This is a genomic window from Nocardia sp. NPDC051750, from assembly GCF_044453135.1.
GTDB lineage: Bacteria > Actinomycetota > Actinomycetes > Mycobacteriales > Mycobacteriaceae > Nocardia.
In genome coordinates, this window is record NZ_JBITCK010000001.1 from 405,073 (window position 1) to 431,015 (window position 25,943).

A 25,943-nucleotide genomic window follows, 5' to 3' on the forward strand; every position below is an offset into this window, starting at 1 on the left:
CGCATATCTGTACGATGGTGCCAATTCGTGCTCGCATATGATGAGCGCGCAATACCCCGCCGCCCCTGATTCCGACGGAGGTAACGCTTGCTCGCCATCCTGCTCGCACACGCCCTGGCCGCGCTTGCCGCGCCCGCAGCCGTGCGAGTGATGGGCCGCAACGCGTTCTATCCACTGGCCCTGGTGCCGCTGGCCTCGCTGGTGTGGGTCATGGCGGGCTGGAACGAAACCCAGCAGGTCAGCTACGCCTGGGCACCGACCATCGATCTGTCTCTGCAGCTGCGCTTCGACTCGCTCGCCACCGTGATGAGCGCGCTGGTCCTCGGAATCGGCGCGCTCGTACTCGCCTACTGCGCCCGCTATTTCACCGACGACGAACCCAAACTGGGCTCCTTCGCCGCCTGGCTGGTCGCCTTCGCCGGGGCCATGTTCGGGCTGGTCACCAGCGACAATATGTTGCTGCTTTTCATCTTCTGGGAGATCACCACGGTGCTCTCCTTCCTGCTGGTGGGGCACAACTCCGACAGCGCCGCCGGGCGCCGGGCCGCACTCCAGGCACTCCTGGTCACCGGGGCGGGTGGCCTGGCCATGCTGGTCGGCATCGTCGTACTCGGACAGAGTTACGGCAGCTATCTGCTCTCGGACCTGCTCGCGGCACCCGAGGTGCCGGACGGTATCGCCGTCCAGGTGGCGCTGGTGCTCGTCCTGGTCGGCGCGCTGAGCAAGTCCGCCATCGTCCCCCTGCATTTCTGGCTCCCCGGCGCGATGGCCGCACCCACTCCGGTCAGCGCCTACCTGCACGCCGCCGCCATGGTGAAGGCCGGTGTCTACCTGATCGCCCGGCTCGCCCCCGCGTTCGCGGACGAACCGGTGTGGCGGCCGCTGATCCTCACGCTCGGCCTGGCGTCGATGCTGCTGGCCGGGCTGCGCGCGATGCAGGTCACCGACCTGAAACTGCTCCTGGCCTTCGGCACCGTCAGCCAGCTGGGTTTCCTCGTGATGATGGTCGGCCTCGGCACCCCCGACGCCGCGCTGGCCGGTATCGGACTCCTCGTTGCCCACGCGCTGTTCAAGGCCTGCTTGTTCCTGGTGGTCGGCATCATCGACCACGGTGCGGGGACCCGCGATATCGGCGAACTGTCCGGCCTGGGGCGCCGCGCACCCGTCCTCCTCGCCACTTCCGTGCTGGCGGCGCTGAGTATGGCCGGAATTCCGCCGCTGTGGGGTTTCGTGGCCAAGGAGTCGGCCTTGGCCGCGGAACTGGCGGCGGATCCGCCGCTGAGCGGCACCGGCAAATGGCTGCTCCTGGCCGGTGTGGTGCTGGGGTCCATGCTCACCGTCGCCTACAGCGCGCGTTTCGTCTGGGGCGCCTTCGCCGATAAACGCGCTATTCGGGTTCCGGACTGGCACGCACCCGGGCCGGCATTCATCGCCGCTCCCGCGCTACTCGCCCTGGGTTCGCTGGGCGCCGGACTCGCCGCACCCTGGATGGACGGCCTGCTGGCACCGTACGCGGCCACGCTCCCCGGAGAACTGACAGCACATCTCCAGCTCTGGCACGGCCTGAACCTGCCGCTGCTGCTGTCCGTCGTCGTTGTCGCCGGTGGTGCCCTGCTGTTCGTCCGGCGCGACCGGTTCGGCGAATCGGCGACCCTGCTCGGCAACGCCGACCGCGGCTACGATGCTGCCCTGCGCGCCATGGACCGCTTGTCCCTGCGGATGACCGGTTCGGTGCAGCGTGGTTCGCTGCCGCTGACCCAGGCCGTCATCCTGGGCACCCTGGTGATCCTGCCCGCGGTGGTCCTGGCCGTCGGCACCCGCACCGGCGTGGAGTTACGCCTCTGGGATCGCCCGATGCAACTGGTGATCGGCGCGATCATGATCGCCATGGCGCTCGGGGCCACGGTCTTGCGCAACCGCCTGGCGAGTGTGCTGGCGGTCGGGCTCACCGGCTATGGCTGCGGCGTGATCTTCGCCCTGCACGGCGCACCCGACCTCGCCCTGACCCAGTTCCTGGTGGAAACGCTGACCCTGGTGGTGTTCGTCCTGGTATTGCGGGCCTTCCCCGCCGAGATCGGCCCGGAACAGCAGGCCGGATTCCAGATCGGCCGGGCCGCGATCGCCATCGCCGCCGGTATCACCGTGCCGGTACTCGCGGCGTTCGCGACCGCCGCCCGCAGCACCGAGCCGATCTGGGAACGGATCCCCGCGGCCGCCTACGAGTTCGGCGGCGGTAAGAACGCGGTCAATGTGCTCCTGGTCGATATGCGGGCCTGGGATACCCTCGGCGAGATATCGGTTCTGGTGGTGGCCGCCACCGGAGTGGCGTCGCTGGTGTTCCGCAGCCGCCGGTTCGGTCTGCCGCCGCGCGCCGCCGACGCCCCGAACTACCGGCCCGGGAAAGTGAGCTGGCTGCCCGCCGGCCGGCTGGTGGATCGCCGCGAGCGGTCGATGGTCCTGCAGATCACGACCCGCCTGGTGTTCCCCACCATCATGGTGCTGTCGGTCTATTTCTTCTTCTCCGGCCACAACGCCCCCGGCGGTGGTTTCGCCGGCGGTCTCATCGCCGGTCTGGCGCTGGTCCTGCGCTATCTGGCGGGCGGCCAGTACGAACTGGGCGAGGCCCTGCCCGTGGACGCCGGACGCCTGCTGGGCGCCGGCCTGATCCTGGCGGCCGGAACGGCCACCGTCTCGTTGCTGCTGGGTGCCCCGCCGCTGTACTCGGTGATCGTGGAGGCGACGGTGCCGCTGCTCGGTCACATCAAACTGGTGACCTCACTGTTCTTCGATCTCGGTGTCTACCTGATCGTGGTGGGGCTGGTCCTGGACGTACTGCGCAGCCTGGGCGCGCGGCTGGACGACGAGCTGGTGCAATCATGAGCGCGAACCTCACCCTGTTGATCGTCGTCGGTGTCCTGGTGGCCTGCGGGGTCTACCTCCTGCTGGAGCGCACGGTCACGAAAATGCTGCTCGGCATCCTGCTGTTCGGCAATGCCGTCAACCTGCTCATCCTCACCATGGGCGGGCCGGACGGCGCGCCGCCCATCCAGGGCGCGGCCGATTCCGTCCGCGACCGGATGGCCGACCCGCTGGCCCAGGCCCTGGTGCTGACCGCCATTGTCATCACCATGGGGATCTCGGCGTTCGTGCTGGCCCTGGCCTACCGCTCTTACATCCTGACCACCAGCGAAAAAGTCGAGAACGACCCGGAGGATGTCGGGATCGCCGCGCGCGAGCGGGAGGAACCCGAAGAATGACCCTGCCGCAGAACCTGCTCCCCGCGCTCGCGCCGCTACCGGTACTCATCCCACTGCTGGCCGCCGCCGCGACCCTCGTCGTCGGGCGCAGCCCCCGGATCCAGCGGGTGGTCGTCATGGTCGCGCTCACCGCCGCGGTGGTGGTCTGCTCGGGAATGCTGTACCTGGCCGACCGCGACGGCACGGTCGCCGTGCAGGTCGGCGGCTGGGAGACACCGATCGGGATCACCATCGTGGTGGACCGGCTATCGGCCGCCATGCTGCTGGTATCGGCGATTGTGCTGCTCGCGGTCGCGGTCTACGGCGCCGGCCAGAATATCGGCGACAGCACAGTACGCCAGCCCACCTCGATCTTCTGGCCCACCTACCTGGTGCTCAGCGGCGGTGTGTCGATGGCGTTCCTGGCCGGTGATCTGTTCAACCTGTTCGTCGGTTTCGAAATCCTGCTGGTGGCCTCGTTCGTCCTGCTGACCCTCGGCGCCACCGCGGAACGGATCCGCGCGGGGGTGTCGTATGTGATGGTGTCGATGGTGTCGTCGCTGATCTTCCTGATCGGGATCGCCGTCACCTACGGGGCCACCGGAACATTGAACTTCGCGCAGCTGGCGCTGCGGATGGAGACGGTTCCCGACGGTATCCGCCAGGCCGTGTACGGCGTCCTGCTCGTCGCGTTCGGCATCAAGGCGGCGGTTTTCCCCCTGTCGAACTGGTTGCCCGACTCCTACCCGACCGCACCCGCCCCCGTGACCGCGGTGTTCGCCGGCCTGCTCACCAAAGTGGGCGTGTACGCCATCGTGCGCACCCAGACCCTGCTGTTCCCGGACGGCGGCTTCGACAACCTGCTGCTGATCGCCGGCCTGCTCACCATGCTGATCGGTATCTTCGGCGCGATCGCGCAGAACGATATCCGCCGGTTGCTGTCGTTCACGCTGGTCAGCCATATCGGCTACATGATGTTCGGTGTCGGGATCGCCAGCATGCTCGGTCTGGCGGGCACCGTCTACTACATCGCGCACCACATCCTCGTGCAGACCGCGCTGTTCCTCGTGGCCGGTCTGATCGAACGGCAAGCGGGCTCCACATCGTTGCGCCGGGTCGGCGGGATGGCGGCGGCGAGTCCGCTGCTGGCCGGACTGTTCCTGATCCCGGCGCTGAACCTCGGCGGTATCCCGCCGTTCTCGGGGTTCATCGGGAAGGTCACCCTGCTGCAGGCCGGTGCGGCCGACGGCAGCGCACTCGCCTGGATCCTGGTCGGCGGCTCGGTGGTCACCAGCCTGCTCACGCTGTATGTGATGGCGCGGGTCTGGAGCAAGGCGTTCTGGCGGCCGCGCGAACAGGCGCCGGAGGGTTACCTGGTCGCCGCGACCCTCCCGACCCTGGTGGAGGACCACACCGACATGCTCTACGACGAGCGCACCGACCCCGGCCGCCTGCCCGTCATGATGGTGCTGCCGACCGCCGCGCTGGTCGCGGTGGGTCTCTCCCTCACGGTCTGGGCCGGGCCGATTCTGGGTATCGCCGACCGGTCCGCCACGGAACTACAGGACCGTGACATCTATATCGGCGCCGTCCTCGGTGGAGGGACGAAATGATCCGGCTCGCACTCAGCCGCGACAACGTACTGCGCATCGGCGTGCTGATCTGGCTGACCGTCGTCTGGGTGGCGCTGTGGGGGCGGATCAGCATCGCGAACGTACTGGCGGGCCTCGTGGTCGGTGCGGTCATCATGATCACCCTGCCGCTGCCCCGGATACCGGTCAGCGGACACCTGCGGATACTGCCGCTGCTGAAGCTGGTCGCGGTGAGTGTCTACTACGCGATCGAATCGAGTCTGCAGCTGGCCTGGTTCGCCCTGCGACCCGGCCCGCCCCCCGAATCGGGTGTGCTGCGGGTGCAGTTCGCGTTCAAATCCGATCTCGTGCTGGTGCTGTGCACCAACCTGCTGAACCTGATACCCGGCACCATGGTGCTGGAGATCGATCGCGAACGGTGCGAGGTCTACGTCCACGTCATCGACGTCGGCAGCGAAAAAGCGGTGGACAGCTTCTACCGCACCATCCGGCAAGTGGAGGCATTACTGATCGCGGCGTTCCAGCGCCGCGCCACCCCGCTACCGCCGGCGCCCACCCAGGAGGTGCAGTCGTGAACGTAGTCGCCGTGGTGGCCGCGGTCCTGCTCGGTGCGGCCGCGTTGATCACCGCGTACCGCATCCTCGCCGGCCCGGACACCCTCGACCGGGTGGTCGGCATCGACTCGATCATCGCGATGGCGATCTGCGGTCTCGCGGTCTGGGCCGCCTACAGCCGTGACACCACCGTGGTCCCCGCGATCGTCGCGCTCTCCCTGGTGGGCTTTCTGGGATCGGCGGCCGTCACCCGCTACCGGGTCCGGGACGATCGATGAACACGGTCCTGAACTGGGTTTCCGGCACCTTCATCATCCTCGGTGCGCTGCTGGCGCTCACTGCGGCGATCGGCATCGTCCGGTTCTCGGACACGCTGCTGCGGATGCACGCCGCGACCAAACCGCAGGTGATCGGACTCAACCTGGTCCTGGCCGGTACCTGCCTGCGGGTTTACGACGACCCGAACGTGTGGATGCTGGTCCTGGTCGGGTTGTTCACCCTGCTCACCGCCCCGGTGATCGCCCACCTGATCGGCCGCACGGCCTACCGGGAGCAGCGGCACCGCAAGATCCCGCTCGCGGTGAACGAACTCGGCGACAAGATGGACGAGCAGCAGTAAGGCTCTGTTTTTTGGCGCCGCCTGCGGCGTCGCGGGTTTCGGCCCCCTTGGGCCGAAACCTCCAAGGGCCTCGTAAGACTCGGCACTGCCGCTGGACACGTTTGATCCGGGCTTCGACCAGAACTCCAGGGCGGGAGTCAGTGTCAGCGCGATTCGACCGGCGCTATCGGGGAGTCGGCGGGCACTGCCGGTCCATCCGGGGTCTGCGTCCGAAGGGGTACCGCGCTGGGGTGCGGGGCCGGCCGGTTGACCGTACCGGTCAGGAACTTGTCGGTACGGGCCGAACTCGATGCGGGGGCGAGCGGTAGATCGCTGCGGCGGCGGGCGAACCAGGTCGCGTGGAATCCGGCGGCGACTGCCGCCAGCAGAGCCAGCACGATCGAACCGGCCACGACCGGGTAATCGGCCATATGCACCGCGAGATAGCGGTATCCGAGCAACAGCGTCACCAGGACCAGCGCCCCGCCGCCGACCAGACGCACCCGGAACCAGCCCCAGCCGCGCTCCGGTTCGCGCAGCGCCGACTCCACCGTCAGGCAGAGCACCGCGCCGGCAACCAGATCGACACCGTAGTGGTAGCCGAAGCCCAGGGTCGCGGCCAGTGTGCAGAGCAGCCAGAACGTCCCGCCCCAGCGCAGCCAGGTGGGCGCCAGTGTGCCGTCGGCATTGCGGCGCGTGTGCAGGAACAATGCCAGCGCCCACGCCGTATGCATCGACGGCATGCAGTTACGCGGTGCGAGATCGGAGAACGGTAGCGCTTCCGGACCGCGATCCAGTGGCGGCACCACACCGGGCCAGTAGTTGCCCACCTGGAAACCGTTCCCGTCCATCCCGTAGACGAACATGGGGCCGACCACCGGGAACAGGATGTACACCAGCGGGCCCACCAGGCCCAGCACCAGGAACGTGCGCACCAGGTAATGGTTCGGCCACCGGCCACCCGCCACCACGCGGCGCAACTGCCAGACCGCGACCACGATCGCGGCGGCGGGCAGCTCGATGTACACCCAATGCAGGACGGCCTCGGGGACCGGCCCCAGCACCTCCAGTGCCCGGCCCATCACCCAGGCGGGATCGCCGAGCGCGTGATCAGCGAGCATCACATACTGGTCCAGGACCTGCGGCCGCAGGTCGACGGTGATGTGCAACCAGACGTCGCCGACCTTGGTCGCCAGGATCAGCAGGGCACCGAGCGCGGCGGCCCGCAGCGCATTACTCCGCTGCTTCCCCTCCCAGCGCCACCAAGCCAGTACAGCCAGCCCGGTGAGAACCAGCACGGGCCCGTTGCCGACGGTGAACGGCCCGCCCGCGATCAGGCGGGCGCATGCGTAGACGATATCGATCAGAACGGCCGCCCCGAACGCGATCACCCGGTGCCGGTTACCCAGCCCGACCAGCGCGAGCACCAGCCCCGCCCAGGGCACCGTCATCGATTTGGGCGTACCGAAGTAGTCGCGGACCACGCTCTCCAGCGGCCCCTCGTACCCCCGCCACAGCGCCACTCCCTGCAATACCAGCAGCAATAGCGGTACCGCGAGGACGGCGAACACCCGAATCCCCCGTTGCGACGCGGATCTGCGCGCCGCGGCTCCAGCTCCCATATTCGGGTTTTCGACTAGCACCCGCTCATCGTAAACGGCACGTGAACGGCAGATCTACGGGCTGTGTCTATGGCGCCGCCTTCGGCGGCGCGGGTTGCTGACCGGTCGCATGCAGAGAACAGGGAGGGGCGGGTCGCATGCGAACAGGAGTGTTTGCACCAGGACCTGACGCGCCCACTGCCGAGTCAAGGAGGCCACGGGGGTAAGCCCGTTCGGCCCGGATCCGGGCCTAACCGCGCAGTTCTCGGACGAGTGCGTCGACCACGGCGATCAGGTCGCCCTGTGCCGCGGCGGCGGTCTGGCGCTGGCGCTGGTAGTTCGCTCCGCGGCGGGGGATCTCGGCGACGGCCGCGAGTTCGTCCGCGCAGCGCAGGCGGTTCGCGGTCGGTTCGAGGCGGTTCAGCAGGTCGTCGAGGTCGTCGGTGACCAGGCGTTCGGTGTTGTCGGCGTCCACGATCACGATGGCGTCCAGGCCGTAGCGAGCGGCGCGCCATTTGTTCTCCTGCACATGCCACGGCGGCAGCGTGGGCAGATCTTCCCCGCGCTCCACCCGTTCGTCCAGGTGCACGATCAGGCTGTGGATGAATGCCGCCAGCGCGGCGAGCTCGGCGCGGTTGGAGATCCCGTCGCAGATCCGCACCTCGATGGTCCCCCATTTCGGGGCGGGCCGGATATCCCAGTGCATACCGCCGAGCTGTTCGAACACACCGGTTTTCATCTCGTCGTGCACGTAATGCTCGAACTGCGTCCAGTTCTCGAACTGGAACGGCAGGCCCGCCGTCGGCAACTGCTGAAACATCAACGCGCGGTTGCTCGCATAGCCGGTATCCGAACCCGACCACATGGGCGAAGACGCCGACAGCGCCAGCAGATGCGGGTAGGACAGCAGCAGCGAATTGAGGATCGGGAAGACCTTCTCCCGATGAGTTACGCCGACGTGGACGTGCACACCCCAGATCAGCATCTGCCGGCCCCACCACTGGGTGCGTTCGATCAGCTCGTCGTAATGCTCCGAGCGAGTGAGCTGCTGGGTGGACCACTGCGCGAACGGATGGGTCCCGGCGCAGAACAGGTCCACCCCGAGCCCGTCGGCGGCGCGGCGCACGGTGTCCATGGTGCCGGACAGGTCCTGCACTGCCGCACCGACGGTTTCGTGCACCCCGGTGACCAACTCCACGGTGTTGCGCAGTAGTTCCTTGCTCACCTGCGGAGTGCCGTCGTGGGCGCGCAGCTCACCGACGGCATCGAATACGGCGGCCGCGGTGTTGGACAGATCGCGGCTCGTCTTGTCGACGAGCGCGATCTCCCATTCGATCCCGATGGTCGGCCGGGGCGAGCCACGGAACGGTACCGGATCGATCCGTGCCCCACCCATACAGCCCTCCGTAGCGGGTCGGTAGCTACCCGATGACACCGCAGGCGACGCGGCCGCCCGCATCGCCGGTGCTCATCGTCTGCTGGTCCGGGCCGGTACCACCCTCACGGGTGTAGCGGTCCGGAATATTGGCGAAGTTGTCCGAGGCGGCATGGATCATCAGCGCCTTCCCCTGCACATCGGCCATGGTGACCTTGTCGGTGGTGGTCACCAGGTAGCCGTGTCCGTCTTCCCGGACCTGCAGGGAGGTCAGGTCACCGCTGGCGGGATGGCCGGTGGCGCCGCCGAGTTGCAGATGGCCACCAGCGGAGAGGAAGTCACCGGGCGCGCCACCGGCGGGCGGCGCGGAATTCGGCTCGCACTTGCCTTCCTGGTGGATGTGCAGCCCGTGGAAACCGGGGGTCAGGCCCGTGGCGTCGACGGTGATGCGCAGATGGTTGCCCTCATCGGTGAAGTTGGCGGTACCGATGGTCGCGCCGGTCGGCGACTTCAGCTCGACTTCCGTACCGGAACCGGCCGGGGTGTCCTGCTCTTCACCGTGTTCGCCGCCGTGTTCGCCCTCACCGGCCGGAGCGGGCGAGGAGGTGAACACCGGCGGGGTCGTTCCCGTCACATCGCTGGATTCCTGGCTGTTCGTGCAGGCAACGAGGCCGAAAGCCGCGACAGCCAGCACCGGGGTCACGTACCGCCAGGCCGGGCGACGAGATGAGGACGGTGCCATCAGGGAACTCCTTTACGAGTACCGAGTTTACGGGTTGAGCGTTTCGACAACGATCGTTAGACGCAGACGATGATGCCACGCCCGCCGTAACCGCCCGGGACGCCCCCGACCTCCGGCGACCGGAATCACCTGCCGGTCACCACGACGACCACGCCGGAGCCCTCACCCAGTCCCGGAACCATGGGCGCGGTGGTGGCGCCGAGATCCGCGGCGACCGCGGCGGCGGTGTCCTTGTCGGCCGGTTCCTCGCCGTAGTACACGGTGGTCGCTTCGAGGGTGGTGGCGGCGTAGTTCCCGGTCGACGTATTGGTCCAGCCGCGCGCCGTGAGCTCGTTCGCCGTGGTGGCCGCCAAACCGGCGACCAGGCTGTTGTTGAGGATCCGGATCGGTGTGGACTTGTCCACTTCACCGGCTGCCGCCGTGGTGGTAGCGCCCGCGGTCGTGGTGGCGCCCGCCGTGGTGGATCCCGCCGCGGCCGAGGTGGACGCCGCCACGGGGGTGGTGACACGCGGGGCGGTCGGGGCAGCTGCCGCCGACGTGCTGCCGGCGCCCTCGGCGTTATCGGAGTCGGAATCCGCGCTCGACAGCGACATCGCGCCCAGACCGGCGAAAACGATCGCCAGCGCGATCAGAACCATTGCCGTCGCGCGCAGCGGCGGTCCACCGGAGCCAGGGTTGGAATTGCTCACGGGCCCGAGCCTAGCGGTTGGGCGCCCCGGAGGGGCGCAGGCTGCGGTGGCCGGGTTTCACACCTGGAAGCCGAGGCGGCGGGCGGCGCGGGATTTCTGGCGGCTCGCGCGGAGCCGGCGTAGGCGTTTCACCAGCATGGGGTCCACAGCCAGGGCCTCGGGGCGGTCGATGAGGGTGTTGAGGACCTGGTAGTAGCGGGTGGGCGACAGCGCGAACATTTCGCGGATCGCCTCCTCTTTGGCGCCCGCGTATTTCCACCACTGCCGCTCGAAGGACAGGATCTCGTGTTCGCGGCGACTCAGGCCGCTGTCCGGATCATGGGCCGGTTCGGAGAACGTATTCGCTGTACCGGCCGGAGGACTGCCCTGGATTGCGGAAAGATCCCGCGCTGCTGCGCCGTCCATCTTGCTCCTCGCCGAGTTACCACCGGATGCGATCGAATTGTGACCGAACGCCTCACTGTGTTACTGCCTTGCGATATTCAACCACGACACCCGGTCCGCCGCTGCCGAGTCCACCCGGGCGTGTCCGGTACGCATGTACCAAAAAACCCGCAGGCTGATCGGCGGAACGACCGGAACCGCGCCCGCGCCTCCGCCGAACAGGCCCTTTTCCTATCGCGGCACCGACCCCAATAAGCTCGTCGGCATGTCAATCCTGCCCATCGTGATCGTCGGTGATCCCGTACTGCACCGTCCGACCGAGCCGGTGACCGAATCACCGGCCGAACTGGCCGGGCTGATCACCGATATGTACGAAACGCTGGACGCTGCCAACGGCGTGGGCCTGGCCGCCAACCAGGTCGGCGTGTCCAGGCGACTCTTCGTCTACGACTGCCCCGACCGGGCGGCCGACGGTACGGTGGCGCGGCGCCGCGGGGCCGTGATCAACCCCGTTTTGGAGACCTCGGAGATCCCGGAAACCATGCCGGACCCCGACGACGACGAAGAGGGATGTCTTTCCGTACCGGGAGAACAGTTCCCCACCGGCCGCGCCGACTGGGCGAAGGTCACCGGAACCGACGAGCACGGCGAGCCGGTCACGATCGAGGGCACGGGGTTCTTCGCCCGCATGCTGCAGCACGAGGTCGGACATCTGGACGGGTACCTCTATATCGATGTGCTGACCGGCCGCTACGCGCGCGCGGCGAAGAAAACAGTGAAACGCAGCGGCTGGGGCGTTCCGGGCCTGAGCTGGCTTCCCGGTAGCGACCCGGATCCCTTCGGACATGACGACTGAACCGCCCGAACCCGAGAACAACCCCGCGGCGGATATCCCGATCGGCGAACGGGTGGTGGTCCGTTATCGGTTGCCGGAGGGCAGCGAACCGCCGCTGACCGACGTCATCGGCGAGGTGATCTCGACGAATCCACTCACCGTCATGGCCGCCGACGGCCATCCGGTGATGATCCCCGCCGCCGGCGTGGTCGCCCTGAAAACGCTGGCGCCGCGACCCATTCGCACCTCCGAGATCCGCACCCTGGAATCCGCGGCGGCCTACGGCTGGCCGGGTACCGAATACGCCTGGATCGACGGCTGGATGCTGCGCGCCGGACACGGCTACACCCGTCGCGCCAATTCGGCTGTGCCCATTGGTGATTCGAGCGGACCGGCTCGGGTCACGCCGGAAACGCTGCAGCGGATCGGGGCCTGGTACACGGCGAAAGGGCTGCCGCTGCAGCTCGCGCTACCCGACCGGCTGGCCACCGTACCGCCGGGCTGGAACAGCTGGGGAGAAACCCGGGTCCTGGGCATCGATCTGGAAAATTTCGTGCTTCCGCAGGGGCCGTCCATGGTGCGCATCGCCCCCGAACCCGATATCGCCTGGCTGGAGATCCACCGGCACCGCGGCGACGAACCGAGCGGTCATACGGCCACCGTGCCGCTGCCCGAGGTGCTCTCCGCGGTCCACGAGGGACAGCTGGGCTTCGCCTCCTTGGGTCTGCCCAGTCCCATCGCGATCGCCCGCGGCGCCCTCACCACCGCCTCGGACGGCCGCCGCTGGGTCGGCCTGACCTGTGTGGCCGTGGTGGCCGCCCACCGCCGCCACGGCTTGGCGGCCCTGGTGTGCGGGGAACTGCTGCGCTGGGGTCACGACCGTGGCGCAACCCACGCGTACGTGCAGGTCGAGGCCGGTAATGTGGATGCACTGGAACTGTTCGGCGAGCTGGGCTTCCTCGATCACCACAGCTACCGCTACGCCGTCCCCGGAGGTTCCGCGGCCACACCTTAGCCGTGGTGCGACCGACACATCCCGCGAGAAATTAGGAAGTCTGTGCGACTGGCCACCTGGAATGTCAACTCGATCCGCTCCCGGCAGGACCGGGTCCTGGCCTGGCTCGACCGCCAGGACATCGATGTCGTAGCACTACAGGAAACCAAATGCCGCGACGACCAGTTCCCGTTCGAGCAGTTCACCGAGGCCGGTTACGAGGTCGCGCATGTGGGGCTCAACCAGTGGAACGGGGTGGCGATAGCCTCCCGGGTCGGGCTCGAGGAGGTGGAAATCGGTTTCCCGGATCAGCCCGGATTCGACCGGGACGCCGCGGACGCGCTGATCACCACCCCCACCGTCGAGGCCCGGGCGCTGGGCGCGACCTGCGGCGGCGTCCGGGTGTGGAGCCTCTACGTACCCAACGGCCGCTCCCTGACCGATCCGCACTACGAGTACAAACTCGCCTGGCTGGCGGCACTGCGCGGGAACGCCGCCCGGTGGCTGGCCGACAACCCCGGCAGCAGGACCGCGCTCGTCGGAGACTGGAATATCGCGCCCACCGACGACGATGTCTGGTCCCCCGAATTCTTCGCCGGCAAAACCCATATCTCCCAGCCGGAACGGGATGCTTTCGCGGCGATCACCGCGACCGGTTTCACCGATGTCATGCGTCCCTTCGCGCCCGGGCCCGGTGTCTACACCTACTGGGATTACACGCAGCTGCGCTTCCCCCGGAAGGAAGGTATGCGCATCGATTTCATCCTCGCGTCCCCGGCACTGTCGGCTACCGTGGTCGATGCCGGTGTGGACCGGGAGGAACGGAAGGGCAAGGGGGCCAGCGACCACGCACCGGTGATCGCGGTGTTCGACGATGCCACCTCCGGGGGCGCGGCGTAAGAGATCCCTCGGCTCGGGGAGCGGGATTTCCGATGGCTGTGGGCATCGGGGCGGGAGGAGCGCTGATGAATTCACCGGAGCAGGCGTTGACCAATGCGATCGGTCAGGGTTTCCTCGATCGGATCCTCGAGCTCGTCCGGGGCGGAGTGGATCCGAACACGATGACCAAGGCGGGCCGCACCGCCTTATCGGTGGCGGTCGAAGGGGGAGATCCGGAAATAATCCGCGAACTGCTGGATCAGGGCGCCGACCCGGCTGTCGGGCACAAGAAATCGCCTTCGGTACTGGAACTGGCTGCCACACGAGGAGATGCCGAGATAGTCCGGATATTGCTCGACGCGGGCGCGGACCCGGCAGCGCGGTACCGTTTCCGGCGGTCGTCACTGGAATGCGCCGTTCTCGGAAACCATCCCGAGATCGTCCGAATCCTCCTGGCGGCAGGTGCCGACCTCTATCCGAAGGACCAGCACACGGGGTCACCGCTGGATCTGATGTTCTTCCATGGCAATCCGGCGATGGTCCGGGTAGCGGTCGAATCGGGGCAGATCACGGAAGACGGAGACACCCCACTGCATCTCGCGGCACGTTCCGGTTCGCCGACGGTAGTACGGCGACTCATCGAGGCCGGCGCGGATCCGGATGCACGGAACACGGCCGGGCACACACCCCAGGATATCGCTGCCGCCCACCACAGGTACAAGATCGCGAGCCTGCTGGTGGTACCGGATGCGGCCGGGGGCCCGGTGCCGGGCGAAGGGATATCGCTACTTGACGTTGTCGCCGACGGCCGGGTCGCGGAAACCGAGAGACTGCTCGGACTCGGCGCGGACCCCATGGCCCGGACACCGAACGGCTGGACTGCACTGCACCTCGCGGCGCGGCACGAACACAGCGAGATCGCGCAACTGTTGCTCGCTGCGGATGCCGCGCTGACTGCCGCCGACGACGAGGGTAGGACGGCCCTGGACGTGGCGGTGGAGTACGGACTCGACGATATGACCCGGTTGTTGCGCGAGGCCGGACGGGCGAAGATCTCGCCGCGAAACACCTTCAACAGGACGATCGGCAGCGCTGCACCCGACCGCGACTATTGGCGGCTGCGCTACCGGATTGCCCGGGCGGCAGCGAACGCGGCCCCGGCGGAAGTACAGGCCCGCACACGACAGGACGAACTCCGTGCCCTGCGCGACGCCGCCCGGGCCGAGGCGGATAGACGCGCACAGGACGCATGGGAAGCCTGGGATCCTGGGCCGCTGCGGATCTGGAACCCCCTGACATGGGCATTCGGCAAACGCCAGAAGATGCAGCAGCGCCCGGACCTGTACAGCAGCAACCGCCGCATGCTCATGGCTGTGCGCAAGGCCGCCATGGATCAGTTCCTTGCCGATTTCGAGCGTGACCACGGTATGAGCTTCCAGCAAGCACAGGAGAACGCGTCCGCGGCCGTCGCAAAGGCTGCCGAACCGTACCGCTGGGCCCGAGCCCACGCCCGTCAGGAAGCGGACAAGGCCGTACGCGAACTGCACTACCGACTACATCTCGTCGATATCGTGGCCGAGTTCCTGGACGAGGAACCCGGACGTATCGCCGCGATCCTGGGTGTACGGCGCCGGCGCTCCGGCCAGGGGTCCGGGGGTGCCGGTTCCGGCCGCACCTCCCAGGACGGGAGCGGGGACCGGGGGCCGTACACATCAGATGGGAGCGGCGGGGGCTACAGCGGGTGCAGCGCCGGCGGCGATACGGGTGGCGGCGGCGGGGGCTGCGGCGGCGGAATCTAGGTCCAGTCCAGGAGGGGGTCGGTGGCCAGGATGACCCCGAGCGGTTCGGGGATTTCGATATCGGTGCCGAACGGGACGGTTTCGCGGGAGGCGTAGCGGCCGTCGTCGGGTTCGCTGAAAATGTTGACCTCCGCGGAGCCGCGGTCGATCAGCAGGTAGAGCGGGATACCGGTGGCGGCGTAGAGGAACGGTTTGTCCAGCCGATCCCGCAGTTCGGTGTGCTGCGCCCGGGAGCTGATCTCGATGGTCATGAACACCGGCTGCGGATCCGACCATTCGCCCTCCCCCGCGAACGCGGACGCGGGCGCGAGTATCGCGTCCGGGCGTACCCGGCTGCCACTGCCACGCCCGGCCCGCAGGCCGCGGTCGGCGAAAAGCCACAGTTCCGACCTGCGCGGTACGAGGAAGCGGGCCAGCCACTGGATGACCCGGCCGTGGTTCACGTCCGGGCGCGCTTTCGCCGCCAGCAGACCGCTCAGGTACTCCAGCCGCAGTCCCTCGGATATGCGCTGGGCCGCGGCATCGAGTTCTTCGAACTCGTCCACAGTCATCAGCGATCCATGCGAGAGCGTCACCGTTCGACCCTATCGCTCACGACCCCCAGAAGCCGTATTCGGACAACTTACGCCGGGTGATGTCACATTCGCGGCGGACAGGTGCAGGAACCCCGCCGACCGGCAGCGCGACCCGCGAGCGAGTAGGGTCGGCGGCGGAAAATTTCATCCAACGGGGGCTCGCACCAGCGGGCTGAGAGGACGGCTAGCCCCATCGGGGCGTTCAGGGCTGTCGACCGTACGAACCTGACCGGGTAATGCCGGCGTAGGGAGGAAAAATGACGGGCACATCTGTCGATTCCGTGACCACGGGTCCGATCGAGGGCAGCGTCAAGCACTATCGGGAGGTGGACGGCCTGCGCGTTCCGGTGCGGCGGATCCATCTGACCAACGGCGAGAATTTCGACGTCTACGACACCTCGGGGCCGTACACGGACGATTCGGCGACCATCGATCTGGAAGCGGGGCTGCCGAAATTACGGGACGCCTGGGCGAAGCCGGAAATACCGGGACCGCGGACCCAGCTGGCCTGGGCACGGGCGGGGCTCGTCACTCCGGAGATGCGATTCATCGCAGCCCGTGAAGGAGTCCCGGCCGACCTGGTGCGCACGGAGGTCGCCGCGGGGCGGGCCGTGATCCCGGCCAACCACCGGCATCCGGAGCTGGAACCGACCATCATCGGCAAGAAATTCCTGGTGAAGATCAACGCCAATATCGGTAACTCCGCGGTCTCGTCGTCGATCGCCGAGGAGGTCGAGAAGATGGTGTGGGCCACCCGCTGGGGCGCCGACACCATCATGGATCTGTCCACCGGCAAGAACATCCACGAAACCCGCGAGTGGATCCTGCGCAACTCGCCCGTACCGGTCGGCACCGTGCCGATCTATCAGGCGCTGGAAAAGGTGAACGGCGATCCGGCCGCGCTCACCTGGGAGCTCTACCGCGACACCGTGCTCGAACAGTGCGAACAGGGCGTCGACTATATGACCGTGCACGCCGGTGTGCTGCTGCGGTATGTGCCGCTCACCGCGAAACGGGTCACCGGGATCGTCTCGCGCGGCGGTTCGATCATGGCCGCGTGGTGCCTGGCCCATCATCGGGAATCGTTCCTGTACACACACTTCGAGGAGCTGTGCGAGATCCTGGCGCGCTACGACGTGACGTTCTCGCTCGGCGACGGCTTGCGGCCGGGTTCCATCGCCGATGCGAACGACGAGGCGCAGTTCGCCGAACTCCGGACGCTCGGTGAGCTCACCAAGGTCGCGAAAGCGCATGGCGTGCAGGTGATGATCGAAGGCCCGGGCCATGTGCCGATGCACAAGATCGTCGAGAATGTGCGGCTGGAAGAGGAGCTGTGTGAGGAAGCGCCCTTCTACACTCTCGGCCCGCTGGCCACCGATATCGCGCCCGCCTACGACCACATCACCTCGGCTATCGGCGCGGCGATGATCGCGCAGGCCGGCACCGCGATGCTGTGTTATGTCACGCCGAAGGAACACCTCGGCCTGCCCAACCGTGACGACGTGAAAACCGGCGTGATCACCTACAAGATCGCCGCGCACGCCGCTGATCTCGCCAAGGGCCACCCGCACGCCCAGCGCCGCGACGACGAATTGTCCAAGGCCCGTTTCGAATTTCGCTGGCGTGACCAGTTCGCCCTGTCCCTGGACCCGGACACCGCCCGCGAGTACCACGACGAGACGATGCCCGCGGAACCCGCGAAAACCGCGCATTTCTGCTCGATGTGCGGGCCGAAATTCTGCTCGATGCGGATCTCGCAGGATGTCCGCGATTACGCGGAGCAGCACAACCTTACCGATGTGCAGGCCATCGAGGCGGGGATGGCGGAGAAGTCCGCCGAATTCACCGATTCCGGTAAGCGCGTGTACCTGCCGATCACCACCTGACAGGTCTACCCAGCGGATTCCCCTTTGGGAAAAGTTCTCAAAGGGGAATCCGCTCCCGCGCTACTACACCGGTCAAATGTCACCCAATCCAGTGCTATTCGAGTAACATTTGAGTGCTATTCAAGTCGCCTTTGAAGCGAACTCCCTGAGGCTCATCCTCGGCTCGGCGGTCCCTCTCCAGGCCACGCTCCCGGCCGGGCACTTACCGGGCCCCTACTCGCCCGGGTCGAACCCGCAGCGCAACTCGGCCCTACGAAGCTGGATGTGGCGGCCCTACTACTGCAGCAAACCGATGGGGGTTGCCACACCCAGGAACAACACGAGCTGATAAGCGCTATTGATCATGGTGAGTCGACCGGGCTTCTGCTCGAAGCCGTTGTGCTGCGCAAGCGTCGAGAGCGAGAACCCGAGCCAGGCGGCAAAGCCGACGGCCAGGGCGAGCCATACTGAATCGCTGCCGAAGAACGAGGACGCGAGGGAGCAAGAGACGGCGAGGGCGAGAGTAGTGACGACGATCGATGCCACCAGGACGAGGAACGGAGCCTTGCCTGCTCGCGCGGAGTCTTCCTTGGTCACGCCGGTCAGCTTCCGCCAGGCGCTGCCGAACAGGCCCCAATCGCTGTACCAGACCCACGCGATCGCCGACCCGACCACGATCGCGACCACGACGGCCGGCCAACTGATGCTCAGCTCCACGGGGAACCCCCTTCTCGACAATTTAAGTTGATATAATCAACCATGATGGATAAAGTCAATCATAAGTCGAAGCGCTCCCGAACCTACGGACAGTTCTGCGCGCTCGCGCGCACTCTGGACATTGTGGGCGAGCGCTGGACCCTCCTCATCGTGCGCGAACTCCTCCCCGGCCCGATGCGATACACCGAGCTGAAGAGTTCGCTCGAGGGCATTGCGACGAACCTCCTCGCCGAGCGACTGCGGAGCTTGGAAGCGAACGGAATCGTCGAGCGCCGCTTGGCGGACGGAAGCGTCGCGTACGCCCTCACGCCCTGGGGCGAGGGACTGCGGGAGCCCATGGAAGCGCTCGGCCGCTGGGGAGCGCCGTTGCTCGCGACCGGACGCGGAGACGATGCGTTCCAGCCGCGCTGGCTCACCCTCGCACTACCCGCGCTGCTCCGGGGCGCGACCGCCTCGCCTCCCATCGAACTCGGCATCGAGACCGACGGCTTCGCCATGGTCCTGCGGATCGACGAGGAAGGCCCGAGCGCGTTCGCCCGCCCTGACGACCTGCCCGAGACAGTCCTCATTGCAGCGCCCGATGTCATCGTCGGCCTCGCGGCGGGAGCAATGAGCATCGAGGATGCCGTCGTCGCGAGCGAGTTCCGCGGCGACTCGAACGCCCTTCGGGCGGCCTTCGCTGCCCGAAGGTGACCGAAGCGCATCACGGCCACCAGATCGTCGCGGCGATCACCAGCATCGGTAGTCCGATCACGATGGCGAAACCAGCCGCCACCGCGGCGCTCATGGGCCCACCTTCGCGAAGGTCCAGCGGGCGAAGCTGAGTCGCGGCACCACGGTTTCCACATCGGCCACATCCATCACCGCGTTGAGTTCGAGCGGGCTCAGGTGATCGGGTGCCAGCAGGATCACCAGGTCGGCCCCGGCATTGCGTGCCTGGTCGGACACTCGCAACACCGACCGTTCGTCGGGCCATACGAGGCGGTAGCCGAGGTGGCGGGCGAGGCGTTGCATCTGGGCGCGATCCCATTCGGGTGCACGGCTGATTTCATAGTCGATCCAGCCGAACGCGATCGAGTGGTTCATGGCGCCACCTGGTCGGGCTGCGCGTGGGTACCGGTGGTTCTCATTCGCTGTTCCCCTCTGGAAGGTCAGGTCGGCTGTCCGTCCCAGGACAGCGGTGGAATCGAATGGCAAGAAAGGTGGCAATACCGGTGAAAGACAGTTGCCGCTGTGCGCTTTCCACCAGAATCGAGTCATGCAGGAGGGGAATGCCGAACGGGTAGCGGTGCCCGACCACACACTTCAGCGCGCTGAGGTCGCTGACGAACTTGCACGCGAAATCAGGAGTCGCCGACGGGCGGCGGGGTTGAGCCAGCGCGAACTTGCCAGCCGGATCGGCTACACCCGACAGTACGTATCCATGACCGAATGGGAGGACGCGAATCTTCCTTCTCGAGAGCTTGTTACGGCCATAGATGCCGGGCTCGATGCCGACGGTGAGCTCATCGCGATACACGACCGGATCAAGCAGGACCGGAAGGCCACCCGTCAAAACATCGGCCGAGTAGATGCTGCGGGTTCCGTGGGTGAACAATGCGGTTGTGTGCCTTTTGGCGTCCTCGGGCCACGCACCCATTCAGGGTCGTCAGCGGAAGCGCCGGACATCGAGCTGCCATTGGATCGTGAACAAATCGGCGCATACCTTCGCTCACAGCGAATATCCGAACACGCGATGACAAGCTTGACCGAGGTCACCCGACTGCTGGCCGGTCAGCGGCAGAACGTGGCGCCGGGTGCGCTTTTAGGTCCCATCGAGGCGCACCGAGACACTATTTCCGCCCTGTTCCGAAACGCCGCCGATAGCCCAATGAAGGGACAACTCGGATCGCTGCTCGGTGAGACCTCCATTGTCGCAAGCAGGATATGGAGCGCTGTTGGCGATCGTGCTATGGCGCTTTCACACTGCGCGTTTGCGCGAAAGCTGGCAGACGACCTGCGCGATCCGGTCATCGGCGGAGTGGCTCGGATATTCGAAAGCAATTTGCGCTCGGATGCCGCGACACTGATCGGTTCGGACGGCGATGTCATCATTGGACTGCGGATCCTCAGAGACGCCGCAACGCTCGCGGATCGCTTGCCACCGGCCGCCCGGGCAAGGATCGGTGCCGAGTTCGCTCAGGCATATGCGGTGCTCGAGCTCGAACGGGAGTGTCAGGAAGCTATGTCTCGCGCGCGCCGGGCGGCCGAGGATATTGACCAGATCGACCGCACCGGACTTTTCAGTGACTGGGATGCTGGTCGACTCCTGGTATACGAGGGCACGTGCTGGCTCTTCCTGAATAAGCCTCGCAAAGCGATTTCTGTTCTCGACAAGGCGTGTAATGCCACAGGAGACGGGAACCGGAATGTGGGGCTCGCAGCGCAGGTCGATATGGCCAGCGCATACAACCAGATCGGCGAACTCGAAGAGGGGTGCCGGATCCTCGGAGAAACACACAGCAGTCTCGTTGCCATGGGCAACCACCGTGGTATCGAACGTGCGCAGCGGGCTATCGAGAGAACCGCACCGTGGCGAAACGAGCAGCCCGTTCGGGAACTGCGGGAGCGGATCCGAAGTGCCGAGATTCAGTGAGTCGCACCGGTCAGTGATCGGACCGCGGGAACAACCGAGGACGGATCCAGGCCATCGAGGATCGCATCGGGTGTGTGTTCGATCAGCTCGCGGCGCGTCATCCGGTGCGTTAAGGCAATGATCCGGAAGCCTGCGTGGCGGGCACAGTAAATGTCGTTCGGAGCGTCACCTATGACCACTGTCTGTGCAATGGGAAGGCGGGTTCCGAACTGTTCGAGATATCGGTCGGCAACGACAGCGGGCAATTCCAGCCTGTCCCGGGAATCCGAGCCGTAGGCGCCGAGGTCGAGTCGCAGGCGTGAGTCCAGGCCAGCTACTCTGAGCTTGGTTTCCGCCGCGTATCGCATATTTCCGGTCAAGACAGTCTGCACGAACCCATGCTTGTCGAGTTCGGCGATCGACTCGGCCCCGCCGGCATAAGCCGGCTGGTCTCGCGCCAACTCCTCTTCGCCCTCGTGCATCACACTTGCCAGTTCGTCATGGAAACGAGCGATTTTCCCCTCTGCCGTTTCCTGCGAGATACCCGACGCAACAACAGTTTCTACGACAATCGACTCATCGGTATATCCGTGCACTCGCGCTGCAGGGAAAACAACTTGCGACTCCGCCAGAGCATAAGTGCGCGCAATTGCCCTCCGTAGCCATCGCAAGTCCGCGGGGATCAGGGTGCCGTCGATATCCCATATGACGAGTCCCGAGCGCACCGCAGTCATGAGGTCATTCTGGCAGACTCTTCGAGATCCACCGGGTGGTAGGTAAGTGTGTGGGCCCGGCAGGGTCTCGGTGAGCTCGGCACCACGCGCCAGGTAGATCTGCTGGGGATGGCCCCAGGTTCCGATTACGGGCTGATGGGTCATGCGGTGTTCCATCGCGCGTGGATGCCACCCGGTCTCACCTTCGACCTCACGGGCGGCCGCGGTAGCGACATCCTCGGCGTGGTCGACGTACCCTCCGGCAGCTCCACGGGTCGAATTGACCGATGATTGTAATAAACTTTGTCGTACAATAGGACGGTGTCTACTACACGTGCAGGCTCAACCTCCAACGTGTCGGTATCCATACCGACCGATCTACTGACCGCAGTCCGCGCCCGGGCGGGTCAACGCAACGTATCGGCGTATATCACCGAAGCGGTGCGCCACCAGCTCGAGATGGACGGATTGGCCGAGATCGTCGCCGAGTACGAATCGGCCAACGAACCGCTCACCGAAGCCGAGATCGAGGCGGCGGCGCGAGAGATGTTCGGTTCGGGCAACGCAACTACCGGTCGCGGCGCCGCGTGACCGAAGTCCAGATCCGGTCGATTGTTCTCGATTGCCAGGCGCTCGGCCTGCTCCTGGAGAAGGACCGGGCGCTGACCGCTCGGGTCGAGGCCGCTCGCCGAGCGGGCATCCCGGTCCGGGTTTCGGTTTTGACGATCGTCGAGGCCGCCCACGGCAAAACCGATATCGCACGCCTGAACTGGTATCTCTCCCGGTTACGGGTCGAATCAGCCCTCCCCGACGACTCGCTGAGCGCAGTGAAATTACTTCGCGCCGCGGGCGGCTTGCACGGTCACAGATACGCGATCGCTGCGTTGGTCGCCGCCATGGCATTACGAGGCCCAGCCTCCACACTGGTACTCACCTCGGACCGCGACGACTGGGAAAAGCTCTGCGGCGATCGGGTCGTCATCCACGACGTGTGAGCCCATCCGGTCCGCGCGCGAACCACAGACTGTCCACGGCGGTACGAGCCGACTGGCAGACGGGCAGTGCCGCCCGGTGCCGCCGGGACCCGCTTTCAGCTGGGCAGTGGGCGCGGACGCCAGGGCCGCCGGGGTGATCGACGGCCGGGAGTGCCAATCGATCTTCCCGCGCGGTCGCTGGCAGACTGTTCCCACATGGGGCGATCGTTCGAGGAGCTGCTGGAGGAAGCCGCGGCGGCACCGGTGGCGGGGTGGGACTTCTCGTGGCTCGACGGCCGGGCCACCGAGCAGCGGCCGTCGTGGGGTTATCAACGGCTGATGAGTGCTCGGCTCGCGACCGTGAATGCCGCTCTCGACATCCAGACCGGTGGTGGTGAGGTGCTGGCCGAGGCCGAGAAATTTCCGCCGACCATGGCCGCCACCGAGTCGTGGCCACCCAATATCGCCAAAGCTACCGCGCTGCTCCATCCGCGGGGTGCGGTCGTCGTCGCCGATCCGGACGAGCCGCCGCTGCCGTTTGCCGACGCGGCGTTCGATCTGGTCACCAGCAGGCATCCGGCCACGGTTTGGTGGGACGAGATCGCGCGCGTGCTGCGACCCGGCGGAAGTTACCTTGCCCAGCACGTCGGACCCGCCAGCGCGTTCGAGCTGGTCGAATATTTCCTGGGTCCGCAGCCCGCGGCGCGACGCAAACGCCGGCCCGACGACGAAGCCGCCGCGGCGGAGGCCGCAGGCTTGCAGATCGTCGACCTGCGCAGCGGGCGGCTACGCATGGAGTTCAACGACGTCGGCGCGGTGGTGTACTTCCTGCGCAAGGTCGTCTGGATGGTTCCCGGCTTCACCATCGAAGCCCATCTCGATCGACTCCACCGATTGCACGACCAGATCCGACAGCACGGCCCGTTTGTCGCACATTCCACCCGCACCCTGATCCAAGCCGAAAAATCCTGAAACCTGGGCGAGACTTCCGCGGCGTACAACGAGCCGAGGCGAATCGGCCGCGAAAGCTTCTCCGGGACACCGATTCTGGCGGTAGTCACTCCACGATGTCTCGGCGCCGGCGACCGCGAACCGACCGACACCGGGCGCGCCGGGCGATGCCGACGCACTTAGAAGTGCCTTTTGTAAGGTCTCCATTACTCACTCATGATGGTGTTACGCACTACTAGTGAGGTGAGCAAGATGGTTGAGCAGTCAGCTCGATCCGCCGGCCGACGCGCGGACCGATGCCTTGTTTCTGCCGACTCCGGTCAGCTCACTGCTGGCGCGGTTGTCGGCGATTTCACCGTGGTGAGTGGCGGCCCAACCAGCCATCGCCGACACTGCACCCAACAGAGACCGCCCCAGGTCCGTCAGTTCGTACTCCACCCGCGGCGGGACTTCGGGGTACGCGGTCCGCGTGATCAGTCCGTCGCGCTCGAGGTGCTTGAGGGTCTGGGTCAGCATCCGCTGGGAGATGCCCGGGATGCTCGCTTGCAGGTCGGAGTAACGCAACGAGCCCGCACTCAGGGTGCCGATGACCAACACCGTCCACTTGTCGCCGATGCGATCGAGCACCTCACGAATGAAGGCGCTGTCCTCCGGCCACGCCTGGCACGGGCCGCTGATCTGTCGCGCTGACGCCATCCCATTCGCCTCTCATCTGGTGTGCAACCGCACTACCAGTATGTAAGACCCGGTCGGCGACCACACAACGCTCCACGACAACGACTCGCTCCGGTCGATCACCGGAGCGCACTCTCGATACCACTACCCGAAGGGAACATCCATGTCGTACCTGCTTCACATCGACTCCTCCGCGCTCGGCGAGTCCTCGGTTTCGCGCCGGGTCGCCCGGTCGTTCCGCGAGGGATGGGGCGGTGAGGTTGTCCACCGCGACCTCGCCGCCGCACCCGTGCCGCATATCAGCGCTGCCGGTATCACGGCCCGCGTCACCGACCCCGCCCATTACAGCGACGAGCAGTCTGCCGCAGCCGCATTGCAGGACGAGCTCATCGCGGAGTTCCTCGGCGCCGGGGCCTACCTGTTCACGGTCCCGATGTACAACCTGTCGATGCCATCGGTGTTCAAGGCCTGGCTCGATCAGATCATCGTCTCCGGTCGTACGTTCAGGCCGTCCCCGGCCGCCGGACGGCCGGCGGTGCTGATCTCCGCCCGCGGTGGCAGCTACGGTCCCGGCGCGCCCAACCACGGCTTCGACTACGTCGTGCCCACCCTCGAGGCAGTGCTCGGACGCGAGGAACTGCTGGGACTCGATGTCACTGCCGTGGTCCCCGAGCTCACCATGGCCCCCGATACGCCGGCTCTCGCCGAACTCGTCCCGATACACGAGGCATCCATGTCCGACGCCCACGCCCGTGCTCGTGAACTCGCCGCGACGATCGCCATCACGACCGCAGCCTGAGACCACCAGCAGTCACTGCCCACAACAGCCGCGACGTCGGACAGCCCTGCGCCGTGTGAGCTCGGCACCGGCCCGGAGGCGGATGATCCGGGCGCCGCTTCCCGGTGGTGTCCGGACCGGTCCGGTTGCCGGGCCGGGGATTCCGATGTTCTCGTGGACCGGTGATCGATCCACGGTTCGTCTTCCTCGGTGCCGCCCTCAGCATGGTGGGAACGCTCAGTTACGCCCTGCTCACTGTACGTGGCGAGGTGAAACCGAATCGTCTCTCGTGGTTCCTGTGGGCTGCCGCGTCGCTGACCGGGTTCGGCGCCCAACTCGACGACGGTGTCGGCCTGTCTGCGGTCCTCACGTTCTCGATGGGCGCGGGCCCGGCAGTGGTGTTCCTTGCGTCGTTCGCGAACAGGTCGAGCTATTGGCGGGTGTCGTTCGCTGATCTGCTCTGCGGGGCCGCTTCGGTTGTCGCGCTGGCGATCTGGCTCGGGTGGGATGATCCGCAGACAGCCGTGATCTTCGCCGTGCTCGGTGATCTGGCCGCGGCGATTCCAACCTTCCGTAAAGCCTGGTCCGCGCCCGGCACCGAGAACCCGCTCGTCTTCGGTCTCGTGGCGGTGAACGGAATCATCACGCTGCTCACGATCACCGTGTGGGAGCCGGCGGTATGGGCTTTCCCCGTCTACGCGACCACTTTGGGCGTCGGCCTCTGCCTGATCATCGTGGTCCGGCAGCGCATCACCCGTAGTGCGGCGGCCCGGTCGGACTGCTCTTAATGAAAATGGTTACCA

At 66.6% G+C, this 25,943-nt stretch carries 28 protein-coding genes, 1 pseudogene and 1 riboswitch; of the genes and pseudogenes, 18 read left to right on the plus strand and 11 right to left on the minus strand.

Annotated elements, in window-relative coordinates:
* Positions 1–87 precede the first annotated feature (87 nt).
* Genes ACIA75_RS01675 through mnhG form a run of 6 tightly spaced genes read left to right on the plus strand, consistent with a single transcriptional unit; the run spans position 88 to position 6,001 of the window.
* Positions 88–2,880, plus strand: coding sequence for a Na+/H+ antiporter subunit A (locus ACIA75_RS01675; protein WP_397098785.1), 2,793 nt, complete (start codon positions 88–90; stop codon positions 2,878–2,880).
* Positions 2,877–3,257: a Na(+)/H(+) antiporter subunit C gene (locus ACIA75_RS01680; RefSeq protein WP_397098788.1), complete on the plus strand. Its 381-nt coding sequence runs from the start codon at positions 2,877–2,879 to the stop codon at positions 3,255–3,257. The genes ACIA75_RS01675 and ACIA75_RS01680 overlap by 4 nt, the downstream gene beginning before the upstream one ends.
* Complete coding sequence (locus ACIA75_RS01685) at positions 3,254–4,849, plus strand: Na+/H+ antiporter subunit D (RefSeq protein ID WP_397098790.1); 1,596 nt, start codon at positions 3,254–3,256, stop codon at positions 4,847–4,849. Before ACIA75_RS01680 ends, ACIA75_RS01685 begins: the two co-directional genes overlap by 4 nt.
* A complete protein-coding gene (locus ACIA75_RS01690) occupies positions 4,846–5,403 on the plus strand; it encodes a Na+/H+ antiporter subunit E (RefSeq protein ID WP_397098791.1) in 558 nt (185 codons plus the stop codon). Before ACIA75_RS01685 ends, ACIA75_RS01690 begins: the two co-directional genes overlap by 4 nt.
* A complete protein-coding gene (locus ACIA75_RS01695; RefSeq protein WP_397098792.1) occupies positions 5,400–5,660 on the plus strand; it encodes a monovalent cation/H+ antiporter complex subunit F in 261 nt (86 codons plus the stop codon). Before ACIA75_RS01690 ends, ACIA75_RS01695 begins: the two co-directional genes overlap by 4 nt.
* The gene (gene mnhG / locus ACIA75_RS01700; protein WP_397098794.1) at positions 5,657–6,001 is read left to right on the plus strand and encodes a monovalent cation/H(+) antiporter subunit G; all 345 of its coding nucleotides are present in this window, start codon (positions 5,657–5,659) and stop codon (positions 5,999–6,001) included. The genes ACIA75_RS01695 and mnhG overlap by 4 nt, the downstream gene beginning before the upstream one ends.
* 143 nt (positions 6,002–6,144) lie before the next feature.
* On the opposite strand, the gene ACIA75_RS01705 is transcribed toward mnhG, so the two are convergent.
* The 5 genes from ACIA75_RS01705 to ACIA75_RS01725 form a co-directional block, all read right to left on the minus strand.
* A complete protein-coding gene (locus ACIA75_RS01705) occupies positions 6,145–7,602 on the minus strand; it encodes a DUF5933 domain-containing protein (protein WP_397100835.1) in 1,458 nt (485 codons plus the stop codon).
* A gap of 229 nt (positions 7,603–7,831) precedes the next feature.
* Entirely contained in the window at positions 7,832–8,977 is a 1,146-nt protein-coding gene (locus ACIA75_RS01710) for a glutamate--cysteine ligase (protein ID WP_397098796.1), read from the minus strand.
* Between the two features lie 25 nt (positions 8,978–9,002).
* The gene (gene sodC / locus ACIA75_RS01715) at positions 9,003–9,698 is read right to left on the minus strand and encodes a superoxide dismutase[Cu-Zn] (protein ID WP_397098798.1); all 696 of its coding nucleotides are present in this window, start codon (positions 9,696–9,698) and stop codon (positions 9,003–9,005) included.
* A 125-nt stretch (positions 9,699–9,823) separates the two neighbouring features.
* Positions 9,824–10,387 carry a LytR C-terminal domain-containing protein gene (locus ACIA75_RS01720; protein ID WP_397098800.1) on the minus strand — a complete coding sequence of 188 codons (564 nt, stop codon included), beginning with the start codon at positions 10,385–10,387 and terminating at the stop codon, positions 9,824–9,826.
* 57 nt (positions 10,388–10,444) lie between these two features.
* The gene (locus tag ACIA75_RS01725; RefSeq protein WP_397098802.1) at positions 10,445–10,792 is read right to left on the minus strand and encodes a DUF3263 domain-containing protein; all 348 of its coding nucleotides are present in this window, start codon (positions 10,790–10,792) and stop codon (positions 10,445–10,447) included.
* A gap of 244 nt (positions 10,793–11,036) precedes the next feature.
* On the opposite strand from ACIA75_RS01725, the gene ACIA75_RS01730 reads away from it, so the two are divergent.
* From ACIA75_RS01730 to ACIA75_RS01745, 4 genes are all read left to right on the plus strand, one after another.
* Positions 11,037–11,627 carry a peptide deformylase gene (locus ACIA75_RS01730; RefSeq protein ID WP_397098804.1) on the plus strand — a complete coding sequence of 197 codons (591 nt, stop codon included), beginning with the start codon at positions 11,037–11,039 and terminating at the stop codon, positions 11,625–11,627.
* Positions 11,617–12,621 (plus strand): GNAT family N-acetyltransferase, encoded by a 1,005-nt coding sequence (locus ACIA75_RS01735; protein WP_397098806.1) that lies wholly within the window; start codon positions 11,617–11,619, stop codon positions 12,619–12,621. The genes ACIA75_RS01730 and ACIA75_RS01735 overlap by 11 nt, the downstream gene beginning before the upstream one ends.
* Before the next feature lie 42 nt (positions 12,622–12,663).
* Positions 12,664–13,500, plus strand: coding sequence for an exodeoxyribonuclease III (locus ACIA75_RS01740; protein ID WP_397098808.1), 837 nt, complete (start codon positions 12,664–12,666; stop codon positions 13,498–13,500).
* 65 nt (positions 13,501–13,565) lie between these two features.
* Complete coding sequence (locus tag ACIA75_RS01745; protein ID WP_397098810.1) at positions 13,566–15,278, plus strand: ankyrin repeat domain-containing protein; 1,713 nt, start codon at positions 13,566–13,568, stop codon at positions 15,276–15,278.
* Here the strand turns inward: ACIA75_RS01745 and ACIA75_RS01750 are convergent.
* Positions 15,275–15,853: a Uma2 family endonuclease gene (locus ACIA75_RS01750; RefSeq protein ID WP_397098813.1), complete on the minus strand. Its 579-nt coding sequence runs from the start codon at positions 15,851–15,853 to the stop codon at positions 15,275–15,277. The two genes, ACIA75_RS01745 and ACIA75_RS01750, sit on opposite strands and share 4 nt — an antisense overlap.
* A 141-nt stretch (positions 15,854–15,994) precedes the next feature.
* A riboswitch (TPP riboswitch) is annotated at positions 15,995–16,121 on the plus strand.
* Here ACIA75_RS01750 and thiC point away from each other — a divergent pair.
* Positions 16,111–17,739, plus strand: a complete 1,629-nt coding sequence (gene thiC / locus ACIA75_RS01755; protein WP_397098815.1) for a phosphomethylpyrimidine synthase ThiC — start codon at positions 16,111–16,113, stop codon at positions 17,737–17,739. It overlaps the preceding riboswitch by 11 nt.
* Before the next feature lie 276 nt (positions 17,740–18,015).
* Here thiC and ACIA75_RS01760 read toward each other — a convergent pair whose 3' ends face one another.
* Positions 18,016–18,435, minus strand: a complete 420-nt coding sequence (locus ACIA75_RS01760) for a DUF1761 domain-containing protein (RefSeq protein WP_397098817.1) — start codon at positions 18,433–18,435, stop codon at positions 18,016–18,018.
* A gap of 45 nt (positions 18,436–18,480) precedes the next feature.
* Here ACIA75_RS01760 and ACIA75_RS01765 point away from each other — a divergent pair, with 45 nt between their 5' ends.
* Positions 18,481–19,128, plus strand: coding sequence for a winged helix-turn-helix transcriptional regulator (locus ACIA75_RS01765; RefSeq protein WP_397100837.1), 648 nt, complete (start codon positions 18,481–18,483; stop codon positions 19,126–19,128).
* 90 nt (positions 19,129–19,218) lie between these two features.
* Here ACIA75_RS01765 and ACIA75_RS01770 read toward each other — a convergent pair whose 3' ends face one another.
* Entirely contained in the window at positions 19,219–19,521 is a 303-nt protein-coding gene (locus tag ACIA75_RS01770; protein WP_397098819.1) for a hypothetical protein, read from the minus strand.
* A gap of 94 nt (positions 19,522–19,615) precedes the next feature.
* On the opposite strand from ACIA75_RS01770, the gene ACIA75_RS01775 reads away from it, so the two are divergent.
* Complete coding sequence (locus tag ACIA75_RS01775) at positions 19,616–21,070, plus strand: helix-turn-helix domain-containing protein (protein ID WP_397098821.1); 1,455 nt, start codon at positions 19,616–19,618, stop codon at positions 21,068–21,070.
* On the opposite strand, the gene ACIA75_RS01780 is transcribed toward ACIA75_RS01775, so the two are convergent.
* A complete protein-coding gene (locus ACIA75_RS01780) occupies positions 21,064–21,783 on the minus strand; it encodes an HAD family hydrolase (RefSeq protein WP_397098823.1) in 720 nt (239 codons plus the stop codon). The two genes, ACIA75_RS01775 and ACIA75_RS01780, sit on opposite strands and share 7 nt — an antisense overlap.
* Before the next feature lie 120 nt (positions 21,784–21,903).
* A pseudogene (locus ACIA75_RS01785) lies at positions 21,904–22,077 on the minus strand (NUDIX domain-containing protein); the annotation flags it as partial.
* A 6-nt stretch (positions 22,078–22,083) separates the two neighbouring features.
* Here ACIA75_RS01785 and ACIA75_RS01790 point away from each other — a divergent pair.
* The 3 genes from ACIA75_RS01790 to ACIA75_RS01800 all read left to right on the plus strand — a co-directional run bounded on the left by ACIA75_RS01790 (position 22,084) and on the right by ACIA75_RS01800 (position 23,708).
* Complete coding sequence (locus ACIA75_RS01790; protein WP_397098825.1) at positions 22,084–22,353, plus strand: hypothetical protein; 270 nt, start codon at positions 22,084–22,086, stop codon at positions 22,351–22,353.
* Entirely contained in the window at positions 22,350–22,757 is a 408-nt protein-coding gene (locus tag ACIA75_RS01795) for a DNA-binding protein (protein WP_397098827.1), read from the plus strand. Before ACIA75_RS01790 ends, ACIA75_RS01795 begins: the two co-directional genes overlap by 4 nt.
* Positions 22,758–22,952: 195 nt before the next feature.
* Complete coding sequence (locus tag ACIA75_RS01800) at positions 22,953–23,708, plus strand: class I SAM-dependent methyltransferase (RefSeq protein WP_397098829.1); 756 nt, start codon at positions 22,953–22,955, stop codon at positions 23,706–23,708.
* A gap of 243 nt (positions 23,709–23,951) precedes the next feature.
* On the opposite strand, the gene ACIA75_RS01805 is transcribed toward ACIA75_RS01800, so the two are convergent.
* Positions 23,952–24,383, minus strand: coding sequence for a winged helix-turn-helix transcriptional regulator (locus ACIA75_RS01805; protein ID WP_397098831.1), 432 nt, complete (start codon positions 24,381–24,383; stop codon positions 23,952–23,954).
* Between the two features lie 142 nt (positions 24,384–24,525).
* Between ACIA75_RS01805 and ACIA75_RS01810 the strand changes: the two genes are divergently transcribed.
* Positions 24,526–25,161 (plus strand): FMN-dependent NADH-azoreductase, encoded by a 636-nt coding sequence (locus tag ACIA75_RS01810; RefSeq protein ID WP_397098833.1) that lies wholly within the window; start codon positions 24,526–24,528, stop codon positions 25,159–25,161.
* 161 nt (positions 25,162–25,322) lie between these two features.
* On the plus strand, positions 25,323–25,928 hold the full coding sequence (locus tag ACIA75_RS01815; protein WP_397098835.1) for a hypothetical protein: 606 nt from the start codon (positions 25,323–25,325) through the stop codon (positions 25,926–25,928).
* Positions 25,929–25,943: the final 15 nt, after the last annotated feature.

Excerpts from the sequence above, each read along its gene's own strand:
- ACIA75_RS01680 (WP_397098788.1), top strand. The coding sequence starts at position 2,877 with ATGAGCGCGAACCTCACCCTGTTGATCGTCGTCGGTGTCCTGGTGGCC.
- ACIA75_RS01685 (WP_397098790.1), top strand. The coding sequence starts at position 3,254 with ATGACCCTGCCGCAGAACCTGCTCCCCGCGCTCGCGCCGCTACCGGTA.
- ACIA75_RS01690 (WP_397098791.1), top strand. The coding sequence starts at position 4,846 with ATGATCCGGCTCGCACTCAGCCGCGACAACGTACTGCGCATCGGCGTG.
- mnhG (WP_397098794.1), top strand. The coding sequence starts at position 5,657 with ATGAACACGGTCCTGAACTGGGTTTCCGGCACCTTCATCATCCTCGGT.
- ACIA75_RS01705 (WP_397100835.1), bottom strand. The coding sequence starts at position 7,602 with ATGGGAGCTGGAGCCGCGGCGCGCAGATCCGCGTCGCAACGGGGGATT.
- ACIA75_RS01710 (WP_397098796.1), bottom strand. The coding sequence starts at position 8,977 with ATGGGTGGGGCACGGATCGATCCGGTACCGTTCCGTGGCTCGCCCCGG.
- sodC (WP_397098798.1), bottom strand. The coding sequence starts at position 9,698 with ATGGCACCGTCCTCATCTCGTCGCCCGGCCTGGCGGTACGTGACCCCG.
- ACIA75_RS01725 (WP_397098802.1), bottom strand. The coding sequence starts at position 10,792 with ATGGACGGCGCAGCAGCGCGGGATCTTTCCGCAATCCAGGGCAGTCCT.
- ACIA75_RS01730 (WP_397098804.1), top strand. The coding sequence starts at position 11,037 with ATGTCAATCCTGCCCATCGTGATCGTCGGTGATCCCGTACTGCACCGT.
- ACIA75_RS01735 (WP_397098806.1), top strand. The coding sequence starts at position 11,617 with ATGACGACTGAACCGCCCGAACCCGAGAACAACCCCGCGGCGGATATC.
- ACIA75_RS01745 (WP_397098810.1), top strand. The coding sequence starts at position 13,566 with ATGAATTCACCGGAGCAGGCGTTGACCAATGCGATCGGTCAGGGTTTC.
- thiC (WP_397098815.1), top strand. The coding sequence starts at position 16,111 with ATGACGGGCACATCTGTCGATTCCGTGACCACGGGTCCGATCGAGGGC.
- ACIA75_RS01765 (WP_397100837.1), top strand. The coding sequence starts at position 18,481 with ATGGATAAAGTCAATCATAAGTCGAAGCGCTCCCGAACCTACGGACAG.
- ACIA75_RS01770 (WP_397098819.1), bottom strand. The coding sequence starts at position 19,521 with ATGAACCACTCGATCGCGTTCGGCTGGATCGACTATGAAATCAGCCGT.
- ACIA75_RS01780 (WP_397098823.1), bottom strand. The coding sequence starts at position 21,783 with ATGACTGCGGTGCGCTCGGGACTCGTCATATGGGATATCGACGGCACC.
- ACIA75_RS01800 (WP_397098829.1), top strand. The coding sequence starts at position 22,953 with ATGGGGCGATCGTTCGAGGAGCTGCTGGAGGAAGCCGCGGCGGCACCG.
- ACIA75_RS01805 (WP_397098831.1), bottom strand. The coding sequence starts at position 24,383 with ATGGCGTCAGCGCGACAGATCAGCGGCCCGTGCCAGGCGTGGCCGGAG.
- ACIA75_RS01810 (WP_397098833.1), top strand. The coding sequence starts at position 24,526 with ATGTCGTACCTGCTTCACATCGACTCCTCCGCGCTCGGCGAGTCCTCG.